This is a genomic window from Anaerobutyricum soehngenii (genome assembly GCF_009697165.1).
Taxonomy (GTDB): domain Bacteria; phylum Bacillota; class Clostridia; order Lachnospirales; family Lachnospiraceae; genus Anaerobutyricum; species Anaerobutyricum soehngenii.
The window spans coordinates 69,667-88,590 of record NZ_VULP01000001.1 but is presented as its reverse complement, the minus strand read 5'-3'; the positions used below and the strand labels follow the sequence as shown (position 1 = coordinate 88,590).

Below are 18,924 nucleotides of genomic sequence, written 5' to 3'. Positions count from 1 at the left end.
TTGTAACATTTTACAATGGCAAGCATAGAAACAGCAAAATGTGGACAAAAAAGCGACAGCCTGATTTACATTTTGTATTTCAGGAAACTGCCGCTTCTTTTTCTTCTTTATTCTGTTTTTCTTCCTCCAACTCTCGGAGGACTTCTTCGCCGTACTTATCGATCATCCATGCCATAAAATCAATGCACCGCTCAAATTCAATATTCTGTTGCATAAGCTCCTCCCGTTATTGTTTTAATCTGAGCTTATTTTACAGAACCTGCCGGAAAACCACATTGAATAGAAATTGATTGCAAATTGACACAATCACTTTAAAAATATCCGCTTACTATTCCAAGCCATCCAATCAGGAACAATTAGCCCATACCATCCACCAGAATCTTCTTCCACTGATGTCTGACTGTAATATGGCTATACAAAATATTTACACTTTATTCATTCAAGATGACACCAATATCCTATACAAATGCACTTTCCTCTTTTGCTTTCCGCAAATCTTTTAACACTGTTCCTATATCTCCCAAAATAGCAATCCCCTTATCTTCAATGAATTCCGGCAAAAACTGATATTCTGAATTTACGGAAATATAATATGCATCTTTCAGGCTGTTTGTCAGTTCCCAAAACGGTTCCTGTATAAACATCGGTGTCATGCGCCCTACTCCAAGTTCTATCAAGAGAATTTTTCTATCTTTGTTCTTTTGAATGTATTTTGAGATTTTCTCATATTCTTCTTCGTATTTTTTCCCTTGCAGAAAATTCCCATATCCTCTTACCCACGGAAACATTTCCGCACCACAATGAGGGCAGCGAGGAATCAGTTCATCCGGCACCATTGTCCCCTCTCCCATAGCCGCAATCATATCTGCCACAGGTTGTACGGCATCCCATGTTTCATCCTGACAGCACTGGGAACACTGGAAGAAACGATGATCTCCCTGAATCTCACTGACCTTTTCTTCCGGATAAATCTTTACAAACTGTGTATCCTGATTAGTCGTTAAGATATGAAAGTCCTTTCCCTGCAAGATTCTATCCAAATCCAGATATGGCTCTCTGATAGGGGCATTTTGTGTAGTATTTAAAAAGGTGGCCACATATCCCCAGTGTTCATTTCTTGTAGAAAACCGATGCATCATGCCGCTAAAAGCACCTTTGAATCCATACTTATCTGCAAATTTTCCAAAATGCTCACGAAAAGAAGGGGTATCACTATAATAAAAGTCACCACCTCCAGCCGCTGATAAACCGGATGCTCCGCCTACTACGATACACTCTGCCTCCTGCACTCTGCGAACAAATTCCTGAATCTGTTCCTCATAAGAAAGCGGCTTTTGTTTGCTCAACACTACAGCAGTACCGCCGGATGCATAGGTACTATAGTGTCTGGAATAGTTCATTTGTGTTTTCATTATCAAATTTTCATAACAGCTCATTTTTTCATTCTCCTATCTCACAACTGTAATATCTTTAACCACCTTACTTAGTCTATCCTTTCCTTTCTGATTTCCTTTAACGCTACCGTAAGATTACCATCCACACCGATGGATTTTTCTTTGATTTCCTCTGGAATGTAAATTTCGCCCTTGTTAAATGTGATATAACTTGCCTGTGGTTCTACTGCTGCAAGCTGCATCAAAGGAGCTTTAATCATCTGATTTCTCCAACCAATGCCAAATTCCAGAATTACCAGCTTCTTTCCATGTAAATTCTGAATAAATTCTTGATAGCGGGCAGCCTTTTCCTTCCAATTTTTCGTTTCTGTAAACGAGGACATCTCACCCCAATTTACTTCCATATCTCCACCGCATTTTGGACATTTCGGCAGTAACTCTTTGGGTACTCTTCCGTTTACTTCCTCTTCTGTCATGGCGAGAACTGCTTTTTGATTAGGATAGACCTCGTCATGACATCTGTTCTTGCACCGCATCTGGGTTAATTTCCCTTCCATTTCAAAAACACGGTCTGCCTCAAAACCTGCCGGCACAAAATGATCCTCTGCATTGGAAGTTACTACGAAATATTCTTTATCCTTTACTAGTGCATAGATGTTTTTCATAATCTCACTCGGCTCATCCTGCATAGCTTTTGCCTTAACAAGTCTGCTTACAAACGCCCACTTTTCTTCTACCTTCATTGGCACTGAAAATCCTTGTAAAACACAACGCATTCCATATTTTTCTCTGAAATCTCCCATATTTTCCTGAAACCATGCGTCATCAGCAAAAATATTATATCCCTCTGCGATAGACAAACCATTACTGGCTCCAATCAAAATACCATCTGCTTCTTTGATGATTTGACTTATCTCTTGATATACATTCATCTTCATCACATTTCCTTTCCTGCTATGTTTTCTTTTAAATCCCGCAGGGTTTCTGCCAAATCTCCTGCTATATAAATTCCTTTGTCTTTTATATGCTCTGGAGCTGAGGATTTCTTCTGATTCAGACAGGCATAAAACACCTTTTCATTTTTGTATGTCATTTCCTAAAAAGGAATTTGCATACACCACTTTATCTCCTTTTTTATATCAGATTCCACACTTTTTATTTCGCTTGACTTTTATTTTTTTACTTGTTAAAATTAAATTTACATCAAGCATTAAAATCATATTATCATGTAAATTTAAAAATTGCAAGAAGAAAATTCGAGGTGACAAATGAAATATTCCACAAAGCTTAGTGACACCATTCATATTCTTATATTTATTGCTCTTGGAGATGACGAACAACTCTCCAGCACAAAAATTGCAGAAAGTATCAAGACAAACCCGGCTTATGTGAGACAGCTTATGGCGACCCTGAAAAATGCAGGCATTGTTGTCAACACACAAGGTCATGCGAATGCCGCTCTTGCAAAATCGGCAGATAAAATCAATATGTATGACATCTACCGAGCCGTAGAGGGCGATAAGCCGCTGCTTCACCTAGACACAGATACCAATCCGGATTGTGGAATCGGTATCAACATTCAATTCGCTATTGGGGACTTCTATCATGAAATTCAAAATATGGTAAATGAAAAAATGAAATCCATTACATTGCAGGATATTATTGATCGGTATTATTTTAAAATCAGGGAAGTTAAAAACCTTTAACTAATCAAGAATAGCAAGCACTGCCTGTGTCATGACACAGGCGAAATCCCCCACACTTTCCTACCATCTTTGCTACAATTTGCCTTGGGTAGTTACACCCAAAATTGAATCAAACACGAAACAGACTGTTGTAAAAACCGAACATTTTACAGCAGTTTTTTTGTACCCATTTTTAGGAAGGACGTGACTCAATGGCAAACAGAAACCGCATCAATCCGGTACAATTTTATCTCAGCGATGATGAGCAGTACATTCTCACTACCAAATTCAAAGCATCCGGCATGAAAAGCATGTCAGCCTTTTTACGCAAGGCATGTACTTGAGCAGGTAGGTTTAACCTGCTTCATATAAATGACAGCATCCCTTAGATTTCCAATTATGCAATGTTCCTGACAGAACAGCAGGAACCAGAAATGATTAAAGCAAAATATCAGGAAATTCAGGAGTTATATCCACAAGTTGGTTTCTTTCTTGGGCAACAGCTATCAAACTTTTTAACAAAACAGACATAATTTTACGGCGGACATAATTGCCCGCCGTAAAATTTCTTTTTCCCACTTTTGGAAGAAAGTAATTATTTCAGTTTTCCATACTTAACAAATCTGTATATACGTTTAAGCTGATCCTGATTAACAATCTTTTCTATCAAATCAATAATCAGTTTTTTATAATCCATTTCCTCGTCATGCATTTTTCTCTCTTCGTCCACTTTGTAACACCCGACTTCATTCACAGATGGGTATTGAGAGAAATCTAAGTGGTGAATATATATGTGGAAAACGAGACTTATTTTCTTATTGACTCATTTCTTTATCAATCCTATAATTAATACAAAAAATCCTCTAAGACAATAGGTGTTTCACTATCTCTTAGAGGATATTTCTTTAATTTAAATGGTATTTGGTAATACTTTTCCAGTTTTCCGGGAAGCCCATTTTATTCAATAATTCAACTTCACTTATATGCTCTACTTCTCTGTTTACTCGGTCAATCTCTTTTATGAGCTTTCTTTTAAATTCCAGAAAATCTTTTCCAGGTAATATATATCTAAAAGCAATCACCACAGCAAACAAATCTTGTTTTCCTTTTTCGTACTGATTACCGCTCTGTGGTAATGAAAGTTTTTTATGAAGCGGTGTATCCGCAATAGCATCTACTGTTCTGTATGTAAACAGTCGTTCCCCATGGGCACATACATTCCTATACTTAGTGAGAACAGATAGAAACTGTTCCATCTGATGCTGATTCAAAGGTTCAAAGTTTTTTGATACTTTTGATTTTAAGGACTGCGGAAACACTCGGAACATTTTTGATAAGTTTCCAAACGTAAGTACATTTGCCAAAACCCATAATGGAATTTCACCATATGTCTTGCGGTAATAGTTGATATATGTATAATCTGTGGTCGTTGTTGCCCGTTTCAAGGTCGCTATCAACTTTACGATTGTTGCATGATTTCTTTTTGTATTATTATAATTATTAGCATCCAGGTACTGCTTCTGCTCTGCTCCATACATTTCAGTAAAATAGTATGACATCAAAGAACGCATCTGTCGCTCAATCTGCAGTAAATATTTAAAGAACAACTCTCTAAGCTCTGCATCAAACTTATACAGACTGACTATTTCTTCAAAACTTGTTCCTGCTTTATATTTCTTTGTATTCGATATTCTAAAAAGATGTTTATATCCTCCCATAAGAGGGAAATATCCTATTTGGCGTAACATTTCTTCCGCATATTCTCTGTCTTTTATTCTTATTCCCTTTTCATCACTGATCCAGGAAACCTGGTCACTAAAAGAAGAGAACTTTTTCGGTGTCTGCATCTCATTTCTCCTTAAAACAAAAGAGGGAGAGACCCGCAGGCTCTCCCCCGCCTGTAGGCTTCGCAAGTTTCTACAGAACGATCACTGAGCTTAGTATACGTCATTTCAAATGTCCTGTCAATACGCCAAAACATTCTCTGTCATATCAGCTCAAAATTATTCTATGCTATTTTTCTCCAAATTATCATTCTTTTTTATCAGCTTTTAAAATTTATTTGATTTAAAAATACATGAAAAAAGCGACAGTCTGATTTACATTTTGTATTTCAGGAAACTGCCGCTTCTTTTTCTTCTTTATTCTATTTTTCTTCCTCCAACTCCCGGAGGACTTCAGCGCCGTACTTATCGATCATCCATGCCAGAAAATCAATGCACCGCTCAAATTCAATATTCTGTTGCATAAGCTCCTCCCGTTATTGTCTTAATCTGAGCTTATTTTACAGAACCTGCCGGAAAACCACATTGAATAGAAATTGATTGTAAATTGACACAATCACTTTAAAAATATCCTCATTTTCTTGAACCAAATGTATGTTCGTGCTATGATAAATATACTCAATTTTTACTTATTTCCGTATCTGCGAAAACTCTTATAAATAAAAGGCAGTAAGGCTATTGCCATCACTGTATACATTACCATTACAAGCGGAATTTGTCGAAATACACAATTCCCAATCTGATAAATAAGTGGGACTTTTACACTTGCCTGTACATTTGTCAAAATTGTTGGTATCAAATTGAAAAGCGTTGTATACCCAGAAAGTGCCCTTCCTATAAATGGCAATAAGCAATATAAAAAGAATGGAATGCAAACAGCGACACTAATTGTATGCATTTTAGCCGCTACTAACATAGACACTGAAGCCGCCAGCATACTGGCTATAAATCCACATACAACTGTCAACAAATAGTATTGTCCATATGACATAATGTAAATACTATATGCCTGATACATTTGATAAGGTGTATTCATACCACTGGTTCCCATAATTCCAAAACAAATCACACTAAGTAATATAATTCCCATACAATAAATCATAACTGTCGTAACTACTCCTGCCAGTATTTTTGTTTTAACAGCTTTTGTACGTCCATACTTTGTAGAGAAAAATACTGCATCTGCTTTTGTCTGAAAATCATCTGCAAATATTCCAGCACAAATAAAACCAACTATGATTGCCAGAATAATAGAATACGTTTCTACATACATAATCATAGTATCCCACGAACTATAAGATTCGTATTCTACTGGTAATTTTATTTCATTATATTTCTTTTCCAAGTATTTTTTCTGAACAGAAGTCTTTCCATATTCTTCTGCCATCTTTTCCATATTTTTATGATAAGTGTCATAAAACTCTTGTATATTTTCTTCTGTAATTTGATTCAGAACACTTTCATCATATTCTGCATCCGGTGTTGATACCGATATTATAAAACTCCTAATATCATCTATCGGTTGTAATGTCGTTCCGTAAATCGCATTTTCTTCTGAGGATTGTGTCATCGCATTTTTATTTTGTTCTATAACTTTTCCAAGTTCATCTTCTGTCAATGTACCTTTCCATGCTCGTCTGTTATCTGTAAGTTTTCTTGTTGCCATAATTCCAGTACTAGCATTTCCATTCTCATCCACATAGCGATTACTTGTAACTGCAAATCCGCTAAAAATGACAGCAAGTATCAATGCCAATCCGATTGCAAATACATTAATTTTCTTTGAAAAAATTCGTTTTAATTCTAATTTAAGCATCTTGTTTTTCCTCCGATTTTTCTCCAAAATAAAATAGAAATGCATCTTCCAGATTTTTTTCTACAGCCACAGCATCTTCTGTTGGCTTTTCTATTGAAATAATTCTAAGCTCTGCTCCGGTTTTTGTTGTTTTTATATTTCCAACCAAATATTCATTCATATATTTGTCTATCATACTTCTCGAAACATTACATTGCCATACCTTTTCTTTCATAGAAGATACTAAATCTTCCGCAGTACCTGCATAAAAAAGTTCTCCATCTTTCATTAACATAATGTTATTCGCAATGTACTCAATATCCGATACAATATGTGTAGACAAGAGCACCAAACGTTCTTCCGACAATTCACTAATTAAATTACGAAAACGTATTCTTTCATTCGGGTCTAATCCAGCGGTAGGTTCGTCCAGGACAAGAATTTGCGGATCGTTTAACATCGCCTGTGCTATTCCTACACGTCTAACCATTCCTCCAGACAAATTCTTCATTTTTCTTTTACTGAATTTTTCCATTCCTACTTGATTTAATAATTGCTTCACTTTTTTTCTGGCAAACGGCATTTTTAACCCTTTTATAGAAGAAATGTACATCATATAATCATATACGGTCAAATCTGGATAATATCCAAAATCCTGTGGTAAATATCCCAGAACTTCTCGGTATTCACCTCCTAGTTTCCATATATCTTTACCATTCCATAATATTTGTCCTTCTGATGGTTGAACAATCGTACAAAGCATACGCATTAATGTGGTCTTTCCTGCTCCATTTACTCCAAGCAGTCCATAAATTCCTTTTTCCATAACACAATTCACTTTATTAACAGCATTTACTTCTCCGTATTGTTTTGTTACATTTTTAAATTCTAATTTCATACGTGTAATCCTCCAAAATTTTTTCATCAAATACCAATGACTTCTGAACACAAAAAACAAAATATACAAAAGTCAATATCAGCATAGCCACCCATACCGGAGTTACAATTTTCTGATAAATAACATCATTTGCAACAATCATCATCCATAAACCAACCCATACCAGACAGGAAAGCACTGCTATATATTCTGATTTTTCCCATCTGCTGTACAATACACGAAAACATATACAACATGAAACATTTACTGGAAGCAAAAAATTAACCACCAAATCACTTAACGAGAGTATTGTTGTTTGATATGTAATTGCCAAAAACACCATAACGATCACCAGATCCACTACTCCAAACATTAACATTCTTGCTGTACAAATCTGACGCAGTGTGTAATAAGACGCCTGCTCAATTTCAATCGCACCATTTCTTCTGTTTTTCCAAATTTCCGGGACAATCAGAACCACAAATATTGTGGCAGATATTCCCATAATCCTCATCATATCTTTTATGTCTGACGTATAATTACTCAACCATATCCATAGACACATAAGAACACAACCTTGTAAAATCCACCATCTTTTTTTTATGAATTTTGTCTGCTCATACAAAAATTCAAAATAAGATGTTCTATGCGATTGTTTCGATAAAACCGACTCTGACAAAATATTCTGACATGTTTTTACTGTTTTGTTCTCTGCTTCAGCCCTTACATACTTTTCTTCAATCTCCTCTTTATATTCCTTTATTTGTTGCTTATATTTCATCATCTTTTTTCACCTCCAACTCTTTCATTAAAAGTTCTTTTGCTCTTCCGATTCGATATTTTACAAGAGAAAGTTTGATATGAAGTAATTCTGCAATTTCTCTTTGTTTCAATTCTTGAAAAAAATATAAAACTGCCGTTTCTCTAATTTCTTCCGGTAACTTTCTCACTGCCTGTTCAATAGTTAATCGGACTCCTAGATCTTCTACATGATTTTTACTACAGTCCTCTGATTTTAGCAGTTCCTCTGATGGAATATCTTTTTTCTTTTTGTAATAATTTTTAACGGTATTTCCGGCAATTGTATAAAGATAATTCTTAACTTTTCCATATTCTTTATATCTATATAAATTGGAAAAGAAACGTGTAAACACTTCTTGTGTCAAATCCTCTGCCTCATAGGGATCATTGATATGTAGCAAACAATATTGATATATACTTGAGTAATATTTTTTGACCAGTTTTTCACACGCATCTTCATCTCCTGCTCTTGCTAGATGCACTAACAAAGAATCAGTTTTGTATTCCATTCGCAAATTTGCCTCCCTCTGTTTTCTAAATAATATAACAATCCTACTATAAAAAAAGTTAGGATTTTAATAAAAATAGCCCGGATTTCTCCGAGCATAAGAAAAGCACCAACCATTTTTGATTGATGCCTTCCTCGTTGTTTTATAATGATTAGTCAAAGTCGTATGGATTGCTATAGCGCATCCAATCTAAATCCGCATTTAATCCAATTTCAGCATACAATTTAGCTTGACACTTTACCTCACGAACAGCTTTATACTTTTTTGATACCCTCTTGGTCTTTTTATCATTTGCTATTCTGGTTTTATACGCTTTGTTATTTGGATTATTTTGATTAGCGTAATCATTAAGTTGTTGTTGGGTATGTGTCTTCGATGACACGCCACTCTTCTTTGCCATGAACCTTTCTCCTTGCCTCCATTTACATGATTACGCACAAGATAGCGGACACTTCGTCACCTTCTAAGCTGAATCCATCAAGAAATGGATTATCCCTGCATTTAACCAAGTTTCAAGGGCGGAGAATAATTTTTGCAAGAATACTACAAAAATCATTTAGCTAATTATAACATTTACTATTATCCAATTCAATCTATATTAGAATTTATCGGAGTCCTCCTATGTTACAATGCTACTACTTCTTTGCATTCTCTTCCAGTTCCAGCATGTACTTATCAAAGTCAGACATAAACAATCTGTCCTGAATCACACGATATTTTTCAAATTCAGTTTCAGCTTTTGCTTTGGCAATCTCTGCTGTGATTTTGCCTGCATCCTGAAGAACCTCTCTGTCATCTGCCATCAAGAATAGATCCAGTCGCTTTGACCAGTCCTCCATTGTCATCGGAATATGACGTTCCGCACGATCCTCTGCCAAATCCAGATAAGCAGATACAATACGCTCCAGTGAACGCATTTCCTTCTCTGAAAGATAATTCTTCGCAATGCTGACATCACTTTTTACAATCTTGCCTTCAGGAGCTGCTGCCCATGTAGCTAATCCCATGTGTGGCTTATCTGCATCTGCTCGCTCGTAAATCAACTCCGCTGCCGTATGTCCGTGAACAGCATAATGCATCTTGTTTTGAACCTTTGCAAAGAACTGCTTTGTTGTTTTTGAAGTACGGTCATAATCGAGAGCTGTAGCATATATGTCGGTTATCTTCTGATAAAACCTACGCTCAGAGAGACGGATTTCACGAATCTGCTCAAGCAAACGGTCGAAGTATTCTGTTGTAAGTATTGAACCGCCATTCTTTAGACGCTCATCATCCATGACCCAGCCTTTGATGGTGTAGTCCTTCACGATGCCATTGGCCCATTTGCGAAACTGCACTGCTCGTTCATTGTTCACCTTAAATCCAACAGCAATAATCATTTGAAGATTGTAATGCTTTGTATCACGACTTACCTGACGTGAACCTTCGGTTTGAACTATCCGGAAATTCCGGATAGTTGAATCTTCCTCAAGCTCTGAGTCGGAATAAATCTTCTTAATATGCTCATTGATTGTACGAACATCCACATCATACAATGTGGCCATCATCTTCTGTGTCAGCCATATATTCTCATCCTCATAGCGCATCTCGATGCTGTCTCGCTGGTCGCCAACAGAGGCAACATAGGTCAGGTACTCCGCTGCACTGGAACGGATGGTAATTTTGTCTTTTTTCTTTTTCAATACATTCACTCCCCTCTATTGTGGCAAAATCAAAGTTGGATTTTTCAACAGTGTTCTGCTTTTCAAGAGATATCATATCTGAGTTGATTTTGTTAATTTCTATTCTGTTGTTAGCAGTCTCCATGCTTATCTGAAGTATTTCCCGCTGACCAATAAGATCTCGATTTTCTAAAATGTAATCTTTCATTTTCTTAAAGGTTTTCACAAGTGCACGGCTTTGTTTAATTGCAAGATCACCGCGCAAAACTGTCATAAGCATATATACGCCCTGTTCTGTAAACACATAAGGTTTGTATTTTATATTTGAACCTCTTCTCATATTCAAGGTGAAATTTTTGCACCTTGAAAGATTTTCCACTTCTACATCATTCAATTCAAACATAAAATCATCGCCTTCAAATTTGGCAATGTTATTCTTAACCTGCCTTTTAAAATTTTTGGTCTCGTACCCATAAATTTCTGCCAAATCTGAATCAAGCATAACTTTTTTCCCTCTGAATTCATAAAGCCGATCCTTCATGTATTCTTCTGTAATTTCGATTACTGCAATTTCTTTCTTTTTATCTTCTGCCATAGAATTCCTCCATCCATTTTGCGGTCAAAAAAAATCGTCCGCAATTCTCATATGAACATATTGCTAACATCAGCAATATGTCCAATTTGCTATTATTGTTCTATTACCTCAGTTAATCATTTTCTTTTCCATATTAGACTTTCTCCTCCCGCATTGAACCATTTTACTGACATCAGTAAAATGGTCTATTCCTCTTTTTTCTTCATTTTGTCATAATACGCTTTATACCTATAAATCGTCCGCTCACTGACATTGTTCCGCTTCGCAATTTCTACCATTGTCATGCCGCTCTCATACCCAACAACAAAATCATTATAAATTGCCATCCACTTGGCGTTATGTTTCTGACGACCGCTTAATTTACGATTTCTGTAATACTCCAATTCCTCCCGAAGTTCTGCATTCTCTTTTTCCAACTCCTCAATTCTTTTTAATGCCTCTTCAAGTGTTACAGATTTCTCCATTACCCTGTCCTCCATTCATGTCATTCTCGTTTTGTCTATATTATAAATATCTATGCCGCTTTAGTCAATCCGATTATGTCATGTTGTATCATTTTTTACAATAGCTTTCATACAATCGAAATATCGCTGATATCTATAAATGTAACTCCATATTCATCTCGCCATGCATCACCATTACACTTTGATAAGCAACGCCGATCTAACAAAATCATATAAAGCGCCTTTTCCTCATTCGTTATACTTCTAATTGGCAAACAGTACATTTGTACGTACAAAATGCATTCTTAGCTTGCCATATGGATTTTGGCGTACTAATAAAGGAACAAGGACTCCCTCTGCCTCTATACCCCTGCGAAGTTCAAAGAGTTCCTGATTTCTTTCTACTTTAAATGGATGTCCTTTAAAGGAACATAACTCCTGAATTTTCACTTGTACAATACCAACACCCAACTCGTTTTTTGCTGATGAACACATTTCCGTCTTTCCTGCCATTTTTATTTTCTCCTTTGTAATTGGATAAAAGAAAAGGACGCTCATTTTTCAGAAGTACTGAAAACAAGCGTCCTTTCGGTTCTTAATTATGATATTTAATAAAAATGTTACGGATTGTCGGACGTGTCCCCTGTTACCAGATGCAGAACTACGGATACTTCTATGCTGTTCTTCACCTGATTTTTTCTGCCTTTTTTACCGGTTTGCGAGAAGGTCATATATCTCGTAAAGTGGCTAAAACAAAGGACTTTTACATATTCGCCCGATGTAGTAAACAGACCGTCTCCACATTTTTCGATAATGGTAGGGAATTTTCATCACCTTCTGTATCATCTTCTTCATCATCGAAATACAGCGTATCTACAGCCTTTCCGTCGATGTTCAATGGTATCTTGAACTGTACAGACTTAATCCAACGACCGTCTTTCTGCTTCTCTGGATATATCTCAATCTTCTCGATTAATAGATTCATCAGCATCTTCTTGTCAGCATCCGTCATATCATCAATGTTATCAATCATCTCATCAATGATTCGCTTATACACCTCAACAGACAGGTTTTCACCCTGTGCATTCTGTATTGCAAGCTCATTCTGATATAGATTATTGTCAATTACTGCAATCTGCTCATTGATTTCATACAATCCATCTTTGTATGTCTTCATCAAATCATCATAGAACTCATCATCTATATCCAAATCATTGATACGTCGCAGCTGCTTTGTTTTCTTAGAAACCAAAGAATTTTTCTCTTTCTCAAGACGTGTCTTCTCTTCCAGCAATTCCTTCACAGAATCATCCGAATCCAGCTTTTTCAAAATCTGGTCTTTCATATCGTTCTCACCACCGAACACGTATTTTACTAATGCAATCACTTCCGCATTCAGTTCATCCTGTCGCACGTGCTTTTTGTAATTACACAAATGTCCAGACACCAGTTTTCTGTTCTTGCATGTGTAATACCACATATCTGTATAGAACTCATCTGAATTTTTCTTCTTCTTTCTGTTGACTACGCCGTACATTGAAGCACCGCAGACCGGGCATTTCAGCAATGCTGACACCATATGTTCATGTTCCTTGCTATGTGTCTTCTCACGCTTGAAAGCGTTCAGCTCACGTTTCGCCTGCACTCTGAACCATGTTTCTCTGTCAATGATTGCATCGTGCTGACCTTCATATAGCTTATAGCTGTCTTTGTCCTGTTTTACAACATGATACTCGTCACGTGTACCATCAATTTTTTCGTTCTTACGTCTGCCGTATGCAATAAATCCGCCGTAGACTGGATTATCCAGAACACCTTTTACAAAAGCGGATGATATGAACGATACAGACCCATTTTGCCTGATTTTCTTTATATATCCGTTATCATTAAGCCATTTTGCAACTCTGCTCAAGCCCATACCCTGGAGATACAGTTTGTAAATCAGTCGCACAAGCTCTGCTTCCTCTTCATTTATGACCAGAACCTTTGCTTTTTCACCCTCTTTGTCTACAAGTTTATAGCCATAAGGTGCAAAACCACCGTTCCATTTACCGTCCCTGGCTTTCTGCTGTCTTCCAGCCATTGTTTGCTCCGAGATATTAGACCTTTCAATCTCTGCTACAGATGCAAGTACAGAGATAATCAACTTACCAGCTGCACCTGCACTGTCAATACCGTCTTCGACACACAACAGATTCACTCCATAGTCTTCCATGAACTGTAAACTGTTCAATGTGTCAGCAGCATTTCTACCGAATCTCGATAGCTTGAAGACAAGCACATAATCAACATCATCTTTGCCAGACTTGATGTCACTCAGCATCTTTTTAAATTCAGGTCTTCCAGCAATGTTCTTACCAGATTTGCCTTCATCCGAATATTCACCGCAGACTTGCATTTTTCTATGCTTTGCTTCGCTTCGTAGTCGCTCCTTTTGAGCTTCAAGACTATACCCATCTATTTGCAGTTCCGTGGACACTCTTGTATAGATATAACATCTTTGTTTTTTTGCCATATTCCTACCCACTTTCTGTTATTCATCATTCAATCGTGCTTCTATTATATATCATTGATACATTTCTTTCAACATTTATCTACATGATTGCGGAATATATAAAAATCACTCCCATTACAGGAGTGACTCCACTTTATTCTGTATCACCGTATTTATCTAAATATTCATTAATCAATCTATCCAGCGTCGGTCTGGAAATACCAAGCTCTTCGGCAAGCTCCTTTTTTGTATAGACTCTTCTCAAATACTGTTCGTAATACTTACCGAAATCTTCAACCTCGATTGCTTTTCGACCTTTGTATGCCCCACGCTGTTTTGCAAGCTCAATACCTTCTCTCTGTCGTTCCAAGATATTCGCACGCTCAAATTCATTGATTGCAGCAATCATGGTCAACATCAGCTTCCCGGTCGGTGTAGCTGTATCAAGATTCTCTTTCATGGACACAAGCTCAATCTTCTTTGCTTTGAACTGTTCCACAAGCTCAAGCAAATCCTTTGTACTACGCGCCAGACGGCTGAAATCTTCTACATACACCGTATCACCTTCACGTGCAAACTCTAACATATTTTGCAGTTCAGGTCTGTTCATATCTTTCCCGGACACTTTCTCTGTAAACCATTTTTCAATGTCGTATTTTTCTAACGCCGCAATCTGTCTTGCTTCGTTCTGGTCAACAGAACTGACACGAACATATGCAATTCTCATAAAATCACTCCTTTTATGTAAAATTAAAGGGTATTTGTGTTACTCTTTGTAAAATAATTATCGTTTATAACTCTAATTTTACATATTATTTTACAAAAGTCAATATTCTTACCCAATAAATTTAAGGTAAGCCCTATTTTTACACAAAAAAAGGCACCTGAAAAATCAGATGCCAACATTTTTATTTATGCTTATTCTTTATATATTCATCATAATCAAAATCCCAGTATTTTTTCATGAATTCCTCTCGTGGTAAATTTTTCAAATCATCATAATACTGGACAGCAGCCTTACGCTGTTCATGGTATACATATACTGCATACATACTACCACAACAAATACTTACTGATGAAATGATAATCGCCAAATAAACTAACATCATTCCATCATACTTTACATGTTTATCATTCTTCTCTTGATAATATCCCACGATGCTCAAAATCAATGCTACAATGTTAATAACAATGCCACCAATCAACGAAAATACAAATCCCGTAACAACACCACACGCAGCACATGCAAAACCTAACAACCCCATAACATTTAATTTATGTTCATCAGGTTCCTGTTTAACAACAGGCACTGTATTATTCTCAACAAGTTCATCTTTCTGTCCTGCTCTTTCCTGCATCTTCTTTTTCAATGCAGCTCTTTCTTCGTCAGTCATAGCTTTTCACACTTATCCTTTCTTTATAAACTTCTATCCTCTTTTTCATCCTGTTCCTGAGCATCTTTGATACGCTCCATAACAGATTCTGTTGACAATCCACGTACAGATTTCATATCTTTACGAATCTCTACTACACCAGAATTTGCTTTCTTACGTTTTCTGTCTCGTTCTGCTTTCTGCTGTAATCGCATTGCCAAAATATCACTGCTCTTATCTTCAGACTTGTCCAGAACCAAATCATCAATATCATCCTGTTCATCCACGTTGAGATATGACTCACGCACCTTCACATTCTTACTTGGTCTATAGTGAGGAACACTTGTTACATCATCCGGAACAACAATCTCTACACGTCCGGTGACGGGTCTTTTCACATCCGATTTACTCTCGTGTTCATCTTCGTCCCAGTCATCTGCATCCGGCAGCATCGCTGCACGCTGTCCTGGTGTCACATCTTCCTGTACCGGTAAAGTCACATTTGTTTCATCTTCCTGCGCGGTCACATGTTCATTATCTTCATTACGATTTCCATGCAGCTTGTGTTCAATTTCCTTCTCAGAAAAATATTCCTGTACGTGCTCTGCATCATACAATGTTCCCAGCTTGTATGAACGTGATTTTAAATTCTGAGGAATCTTTTTATCACCGAATCCATCTGTATCCATCAATTCATACGTGTAATATTTTCCACGCTTCTTGCTGTCGTGTACTTCGATGTTCACGCCGTGAGCTGGCAGATTTTTAATCCAATCTTCTTCGCTTTCACTCTCGTTCAATGCTTCTGTGATACGTGATTTCAAATCATCTTTCCATACATATTCACCAAGTGCACGCTTCGCACGTTCGGTCTGTGTTGTCTTGTCCATTGTCTTTGCGTTACCAAAGTCCAGTTCAAAATACTGACCTGCAATCTCGTTTGTCCACTGTGCAAGTGTCGGCTGATAATACTGCTGTTTATCACAACCTTTGCTCGATGTCATGTCTGTATCACTGATAATAATATGATTGTGTATCAAATGTGATTTACCATCTGTCTGTGTAAACACGACCGCCTGTCTATCTGGATAATATGTGTGTGCAAACTCCTGACCAATCATGCTCGCAGTCAAAACATCAGACGGTTCGTCTGGATTCAGTTCATTGATACTGAATGATTGCACAACACGAATCACCTGTGTTTTATGATTTGCTCTTGCTCTGTTCCAATACTTTTGCATCTGAATTTCTGCTGGTACACCCGGTAAGATATTCACATTTGCAATCAAATCATTACGGACGTCACTGCCGTTATGTCCCTTACCTTTTCCGTATGCATACATAAGAGCACCATGTCCGTTCGCAGTCCTTGTTACTCTTGTGTATGCCATAATTCCTTACCAATCCTTTCTGATGCATTATCTAATTGTTCCATGTATTTCTCAACACTGAACAATGTGAAATAACTCCAGTTACACGCCGCCTGTGCTCTGTGTAACTCCTGTAATCTCATATTGATGTATCTCTGTTCCGACGGATTCGCAGTCTGCAGCTGCTTCTCTAACAGACTGATACGTCTATCAATGTTATTCCACTTTGCAAGCTGGTTCACATTCACTCCCAGCTTGTTCAACGCTGTCTTGATACCTTGTAACTCATTTGCAATCAACGCTGTTGCACGCTTCATGTATTCACCCTGGTCACCGTCGATGTATCTCACGGTTCCAAGATATTTTTCCAGATGCCCATCAATCGCAAGTCTTACTACTTGTGAGAATGGTACATCAAATTCTTTTGCCATGTCCTTCATCACTTCATCAACTTTCTCATTGATTCGTGCTGAAATCTTTACAAGCCTGATTAACTCCTCTTCGCCGATTTCATCTTCGCTTTCTTCTGTATTACCATCTGAGATGATTTCTTTTTCATCATCTCCTGTCGGTTCCTGTACCACTTCGGATGCAATAAAGTCATCGTCTGGTTCAGGCTCCGGTAAATTATCAATTTCATCCTGCTGCATGGCAGACTGCATTTCTAATTCACGAGCTTCCTGTTCCTTTTGTCGTGCTTCTTCCTCTTTCTTTTTCTTTAACTCCGCCCAAAAATCAACTGTACCGTTCGTATTATTCACACTCGACATACACAGTCATCTCCTTTCTTCGTTCACATTGTCTTGCAAAGCCGAATCCGGCTTTTCTGCACCAATGTTCACCTTCTTGCTCAAATACCTGCTGTTTTACCCATAGGGTTTGTCTCCAACAGTGTATTTTCGCCCCATGTTCACATCCATATAGGGTTTGTCCCCTAACACTTGTGTACATGGTTTCCTACCCATTTTCTTTAAAAATGCAAGTATAGGGTTTGTCGGCGGAGCCGAAAAACCCTACCGTTCGCTTACGCTCACTTACTTGCAAGGGAAACTTCGTTTCCCCTTGACCCCTTCATGCTTCGTTCGCATCCTGCTCACTCTTAATTCCAGCCCAATTACGAACGAAACCACAAACAGTTTTCACAACTGTTCACATGCATTACTGCAACTGTCCTGTTTCGTATGGGTCTGGTTCCTCGAACTGGTTCACGCCGTACATGCCGTCATCTTCATAGTCATCTTCCGCTGCCATCTTTTCCAGTTCTCTATCAAGCTTCGCAGCTTTTCTCTTCTCAGCACGTTCCTTTTTCTTTGCTCTCAGCTCATTGATTTCACCCTGTGATTCACTGATAACTGCATCAATGTTCTTCACAATGTGCTTCGCAATCACACGTGCTTCGTCCTTGCTGTACGCTGACATTTTTTCCTGTACATCTTCGCTGTTCAGCAATACATCATTGATGATTTCAATGACCGGGCGTGCTTCTTCACGCTTGAGTTCTGCTTCTTTCGCAGCCATTTCTTTCTTCATTTTTTCAAGTTCCGCACGAACATTTTTTAAATTACTCATATGCTGTTACCTCTACTTTCTATATAAATTTTGTTAACTTACTTTCCCTGATACTTGAAATATAACACATTTTAATGTGATTTCCTATCCATTGTGTAAATATTATTTTTATAACGTGTTTCATACGTATACGCAAAAAAATATCCCGTGATGAGAACTAAATCTCGTCACGGGACTATACATTAATCTACATAATAATTTGTATTGAAAAACAATTCCTTCTCAAATGAATCAGCTTCAATTTCCATATAATCATTTGGAAAATCACGAAAAACCGCAGGAATTTTTTTCACTTTATTGATTACTGTATCAATGTCTTCTGTTAATCGACCACCCTGTACAACATACAACCATTTATGATTGATTCTGACTGCACAATCCAAAGGGTGAAAAGTAACTTCATCATTTTTAATTGCTAACAACCAGCTTTGTAAATCCTTATATTTTCCAATATCCTGTAATATTGAATCCTCAAAATGCAGATAATTTGTTTCACTAATTTTAATGTTCATCAAAAATTTACCTCAACCTTCTGTACTGATTATTTTTATTCACAAATAAAATATAACACATT

21 protein-coding genes and 2 pseudogenes are annotated in these 18,924 nt (G+C 37.2%); 3 read left to right on the top strand and 20 right to left on the bottom strand.

From position 1 onward, the window contains the following. Positions 1 to 79: 79 nt before the first annotated feature. Positions 80 to 214 carry a hypothetical protein gene (locus FYJ25_RS14720; protein WP_279237038.1) on the bottom strand — a complete coding sequence of 45 codons (135 nt, stop codon included), beginning with the start codon at positions 212 to 214 and terminating at the stop codon, positions 80 to 82. Positions 215 to 305: 91 nt separating this feature from the next. Here FYJ25_RS14720 and FYJ25_RS15190 point away from each other — a divergent pair. Next, positions 306 to 452 (top strand): annotated as a pseudogene (locus FYJ25_RS15190) (tetratricopeptide repeat protein); the annotation flags it as partial. Between the two features lie 6 nt (positions 453 to 458). Here FYJ25_RS15190 and FYJ25_RS00355 read toward each other — a convergent pair. Beyond that, positions 459 to 1,436 (bottom strand): SIR2 family NAD-dependent protein deacylase, encoded by a 978-nt coding sequence (locus tag FYJ25_RS00355; RefSeq protein ID WP_154580245.1) that lies wholly within the window; start codon positions 1,434 to 1,436, stop codon positions 459 to 461. A 47-nt stretch (positions 1,437 to 1,483) separates the two neighbouring features. Next, complete coding sequence (locus tag FYJ25_RS00350; RefSeq protein WP_154580347.1) at positions 1,484 to 2,332, bottom strand: SIR2 family NAD-dependent protein deacylase; 849 nt, start codon at positions 2,330 to 2,332, stop codon at positions 1,484 to 1,486. A 330-nt stretch (positions 2,333 to 2,662) separates the two neighbouring features. Between FYJ25_RS00350 and FYJ25_RS00345 the strand changes: the two genes are divergently transcribed. Both FYJ25_RS00345 and FYJ25_RS14940 read left to right on the top strand, forming a co-directional pair. After that, positions 2,663 to 3,100 (top strand): Rrf2 family transcriptional regulator, encoded by a 438-nt coding sequence (locus FYJ25_RS00345; RefSeq protein ID WP_154580244.1) that lies wholly within the window; start codon positions 2,663 to 2,665, stop codon positions 3,098 to 3,100. A 191-nt stretch (positions 3,101 to 3,291) separates the two neighbouring features. Next, positions 3,292 to 3,423 carry a plasmid mobilization protein gene (locus FYJ25_RS14940; RefSeq protein ID WP_456298091.1) on the top strand — a complete coding sequence of 44 codons (132 nt, stop codon included), beginning with the start codon at positions 3,292 to 3,294 and terminating at the stop codon, positions 3,421 to 3,423. Between the two features lie 561 nt (positions 3,424 to 3,984). Here the strand turns inward: FYJ25_RS14940 and FYJ25_RS00330 are convergent. The 17 genes and pseudogenes from FYJ25_RS00330 to FYJ25_RS00250 form a co-directional block, all read right to left on the bottom strand. Next, entirely contained in the window at positions 3,985 to 4,926 is a 942-nt protein-coding gene (locus tag FYJ25_RS00330; RefSeq protein ID WP_154580243.1) for an Abi family protein, read from the bottom strand. Positions 4,927 to 5,488: 562 nt separating this feature from the next. Then, the gene (locus FYJ25_RS00325) at positions 5,489 to 6,679 is read right to left on the bottom strand and encodes an ABC transporter permease (RefSeq protein ID WP_154580242.1); all 1,191 of its coding nucleotides are present in this window, start codon (positions 6,677 to 6,679) and stop codon (positions 5,489 to 5,491) included. Next, the gene (locus tag FYJ25_RS00320) at positions 6,672 to 7,556 is read right to left on the bottom strand and encodes an ABC transporter ATP-binding protein (protein ID WP_005338319.1); all 885 of its coding nucleotides are present in this window, start codon (positions 7,554 to 7,556) and stop codon (positions 6,672 to 6,674) included. The genes FYJ25_RS00325 and FYJ25_RS00320 overlap by 8 nt, the downstream gene beginning before the upstream one ends. Then, the gene (locus tag FYJ25_RS00315) at positions 7,540 to 8,319 is read right to left on the bottom strand and encodes a hypothetical protein (protein ID WP_154580241.1); all 780 of its coding nucleotides are present in this window, start codon (positions 8,317 to 8,319) and stop codon (positions 7,540 to 7,542) included. The genes FYJ25_RS00320 and FYJ25_RS00315 overlap by 17 nt, the downstream gene beginning before the upstream one ends. Then, complete coding sequence (locus FYJ25_RS00310) at positions 8,306 to 8,845, bottom strand: RNA polymerase sigma factor (protein WP_154580240.1); 540 nt, start codon at positions 8,843 to 8,845, stop codon at positions 8,306 to 8,308. Before FYJ25_RS00310 ends, FYJ25_RS00315 begins: the two co-directional genes overlap by 14 nt. Before the next feature lie 151 nt (positions 8,846 to 8,996). Continuing rightward, positions 8,997 to 9,245, bottom strand: a complete 249-nt coding sequence (locus FYJ25_RS00305) for a hypothetical protein (RefSeq protein ID WP_154580239.1) — start codon at positions 9,243 to 9,245, stop codon at positions 8,997 to 8,999. A 235-nt stretch (positions 9,246 to 9,480) separates the two neighbouring features. After that, positions 9,481 to 10,527: a virulence RhuM family protein gene (locus FYJ25_RS00300; RefSeq protein WP_154580238.1), complete on the bottom strand. Its 1,047-nt coding sequence runs from the start codon at positions 10,525 to 10,527 to the stop codon at positions 9,481 to 9,483. A 55-nt stretch (positions 10,528 to 10,582) separates the two neighbouring features. Next, positions 10,583 to 11,101: pseudogene (locus FYJ25_RS00295) on the bottom strand (ORF6N domain-containing protein); the annotation flags it as partial. Between the two features lie 185 nt (positions 11,102 to 11,286). After that, positions 11,287 to 11,565 carry a helix-turn-helix domain-containing protein gene (locus FYJ25_RS00290; protein ID WP_117603044.1) on the bottom strand — a complete coding sequence of 93 codons (279 nt, stop codon included), beginning with the start codon at positions 11,563 to 11,565 and terminating at the stop codon, positions 11,287 to 11,289. Positions 11,566 to 11,808: 243 nt separating this feature from the next. Then, the gene (locus FYJ25_RS14495; protein WP_243145651.1) at positions 11,809 to 12,057 is read right to left on the bottom strand and encodes a ParB N-terminal domain-containing protein; all 249 of its coding nucleotides are present in this window, start codon (positions 12,055 to 12,057) and stop codon (positions 11,809 to 11,811) included. Between the two features lie 250 nt (positions 12,058 to 12,307). Beyond that, complete coding sequence (locus FYJ25_RS00280) at positions 12,308 to 14,059, bottom strand: recombinase family protein (RefSeq protein ID WP_154580236.1); 1,752 nt, start codon at positions 14,057 to 14,059, stop codon at positions 12,308 to 12,310. Positions 14,060 to 14,192: 133 nt separating this feature from the next. After that, positions 14,193 to 14,765, bottom strand: coding sequence for a recombinase family protein (locus FYJ25_RS00275; RefSeq protein WP_154580235.1), 573 nt, complete (start codon positions 14,763 to 14,765; stop codon positions 14,193 to 14,195). Between the two features lie 181 nt (positions 14,766 to 14,946). Next, positions 14,947 to 15,432, bottom strand: a complete 486-nt coding sequence (locus FYJ25_RS00270; RefSeq protein ID WP_154580234.1) for a hypothetical protein — start codon at positions 15,430 to 15,432, stop codon at positions 14,947 to 14,949. Positions 15,433 to 15,455: 23 nt separating this feature from the next. After that, positions 15,456 to 16,802, bottom strand: a complete 1,347-nt coding sequence (locus tag FYJ25_RS00265; RefSeq protein ID WP_154580233.1) for a relaxase/mobilization nuclease domain-containing protein — start codon at positions 16,800 to 16,802, stop codon at positions 15,456 to 15,458. Beyond that, positions 16,784 to 17,551, bottom strand: coding sequence for a hypothetical protein (locus FYJ25_RS00260; RefSeq protein WP_154580232.1), 768 nt, complete (start codon positions 17,549 to 17,551; stop codon positions 16,784 to 16,786). The genes FYJ25_RS00265 and FYJ25_RS00260 overlap by 19 nt, the downstream gene beginning before the upstream one ends. Before the next feature lie 388 nt (positions 17,552 to 17,939). Beyond that, positions 17,940 to 18,350, bottom strand: a complete 411-nt coding sequence (locus FYJ25_RS00255; protein WP_154580231.1) for a hypothetical protein — start codon at positions 18,348 to 18,350, stop codon at positions 17,940 to 17,942. 182 nt (positions 18,351 to 18,532) lie between these two features. Next, entirely contained in the window at positions 18,533 to 18,865 is a 333-nt protein-coding gene (locus tag FYJ25_RS00250) for a hypothetical protein (RefSeq protein ID WP_154580230.1), read from the bottom strand. Positions 18,866 to 18,924: the final 59 nt, after the last annotated feature.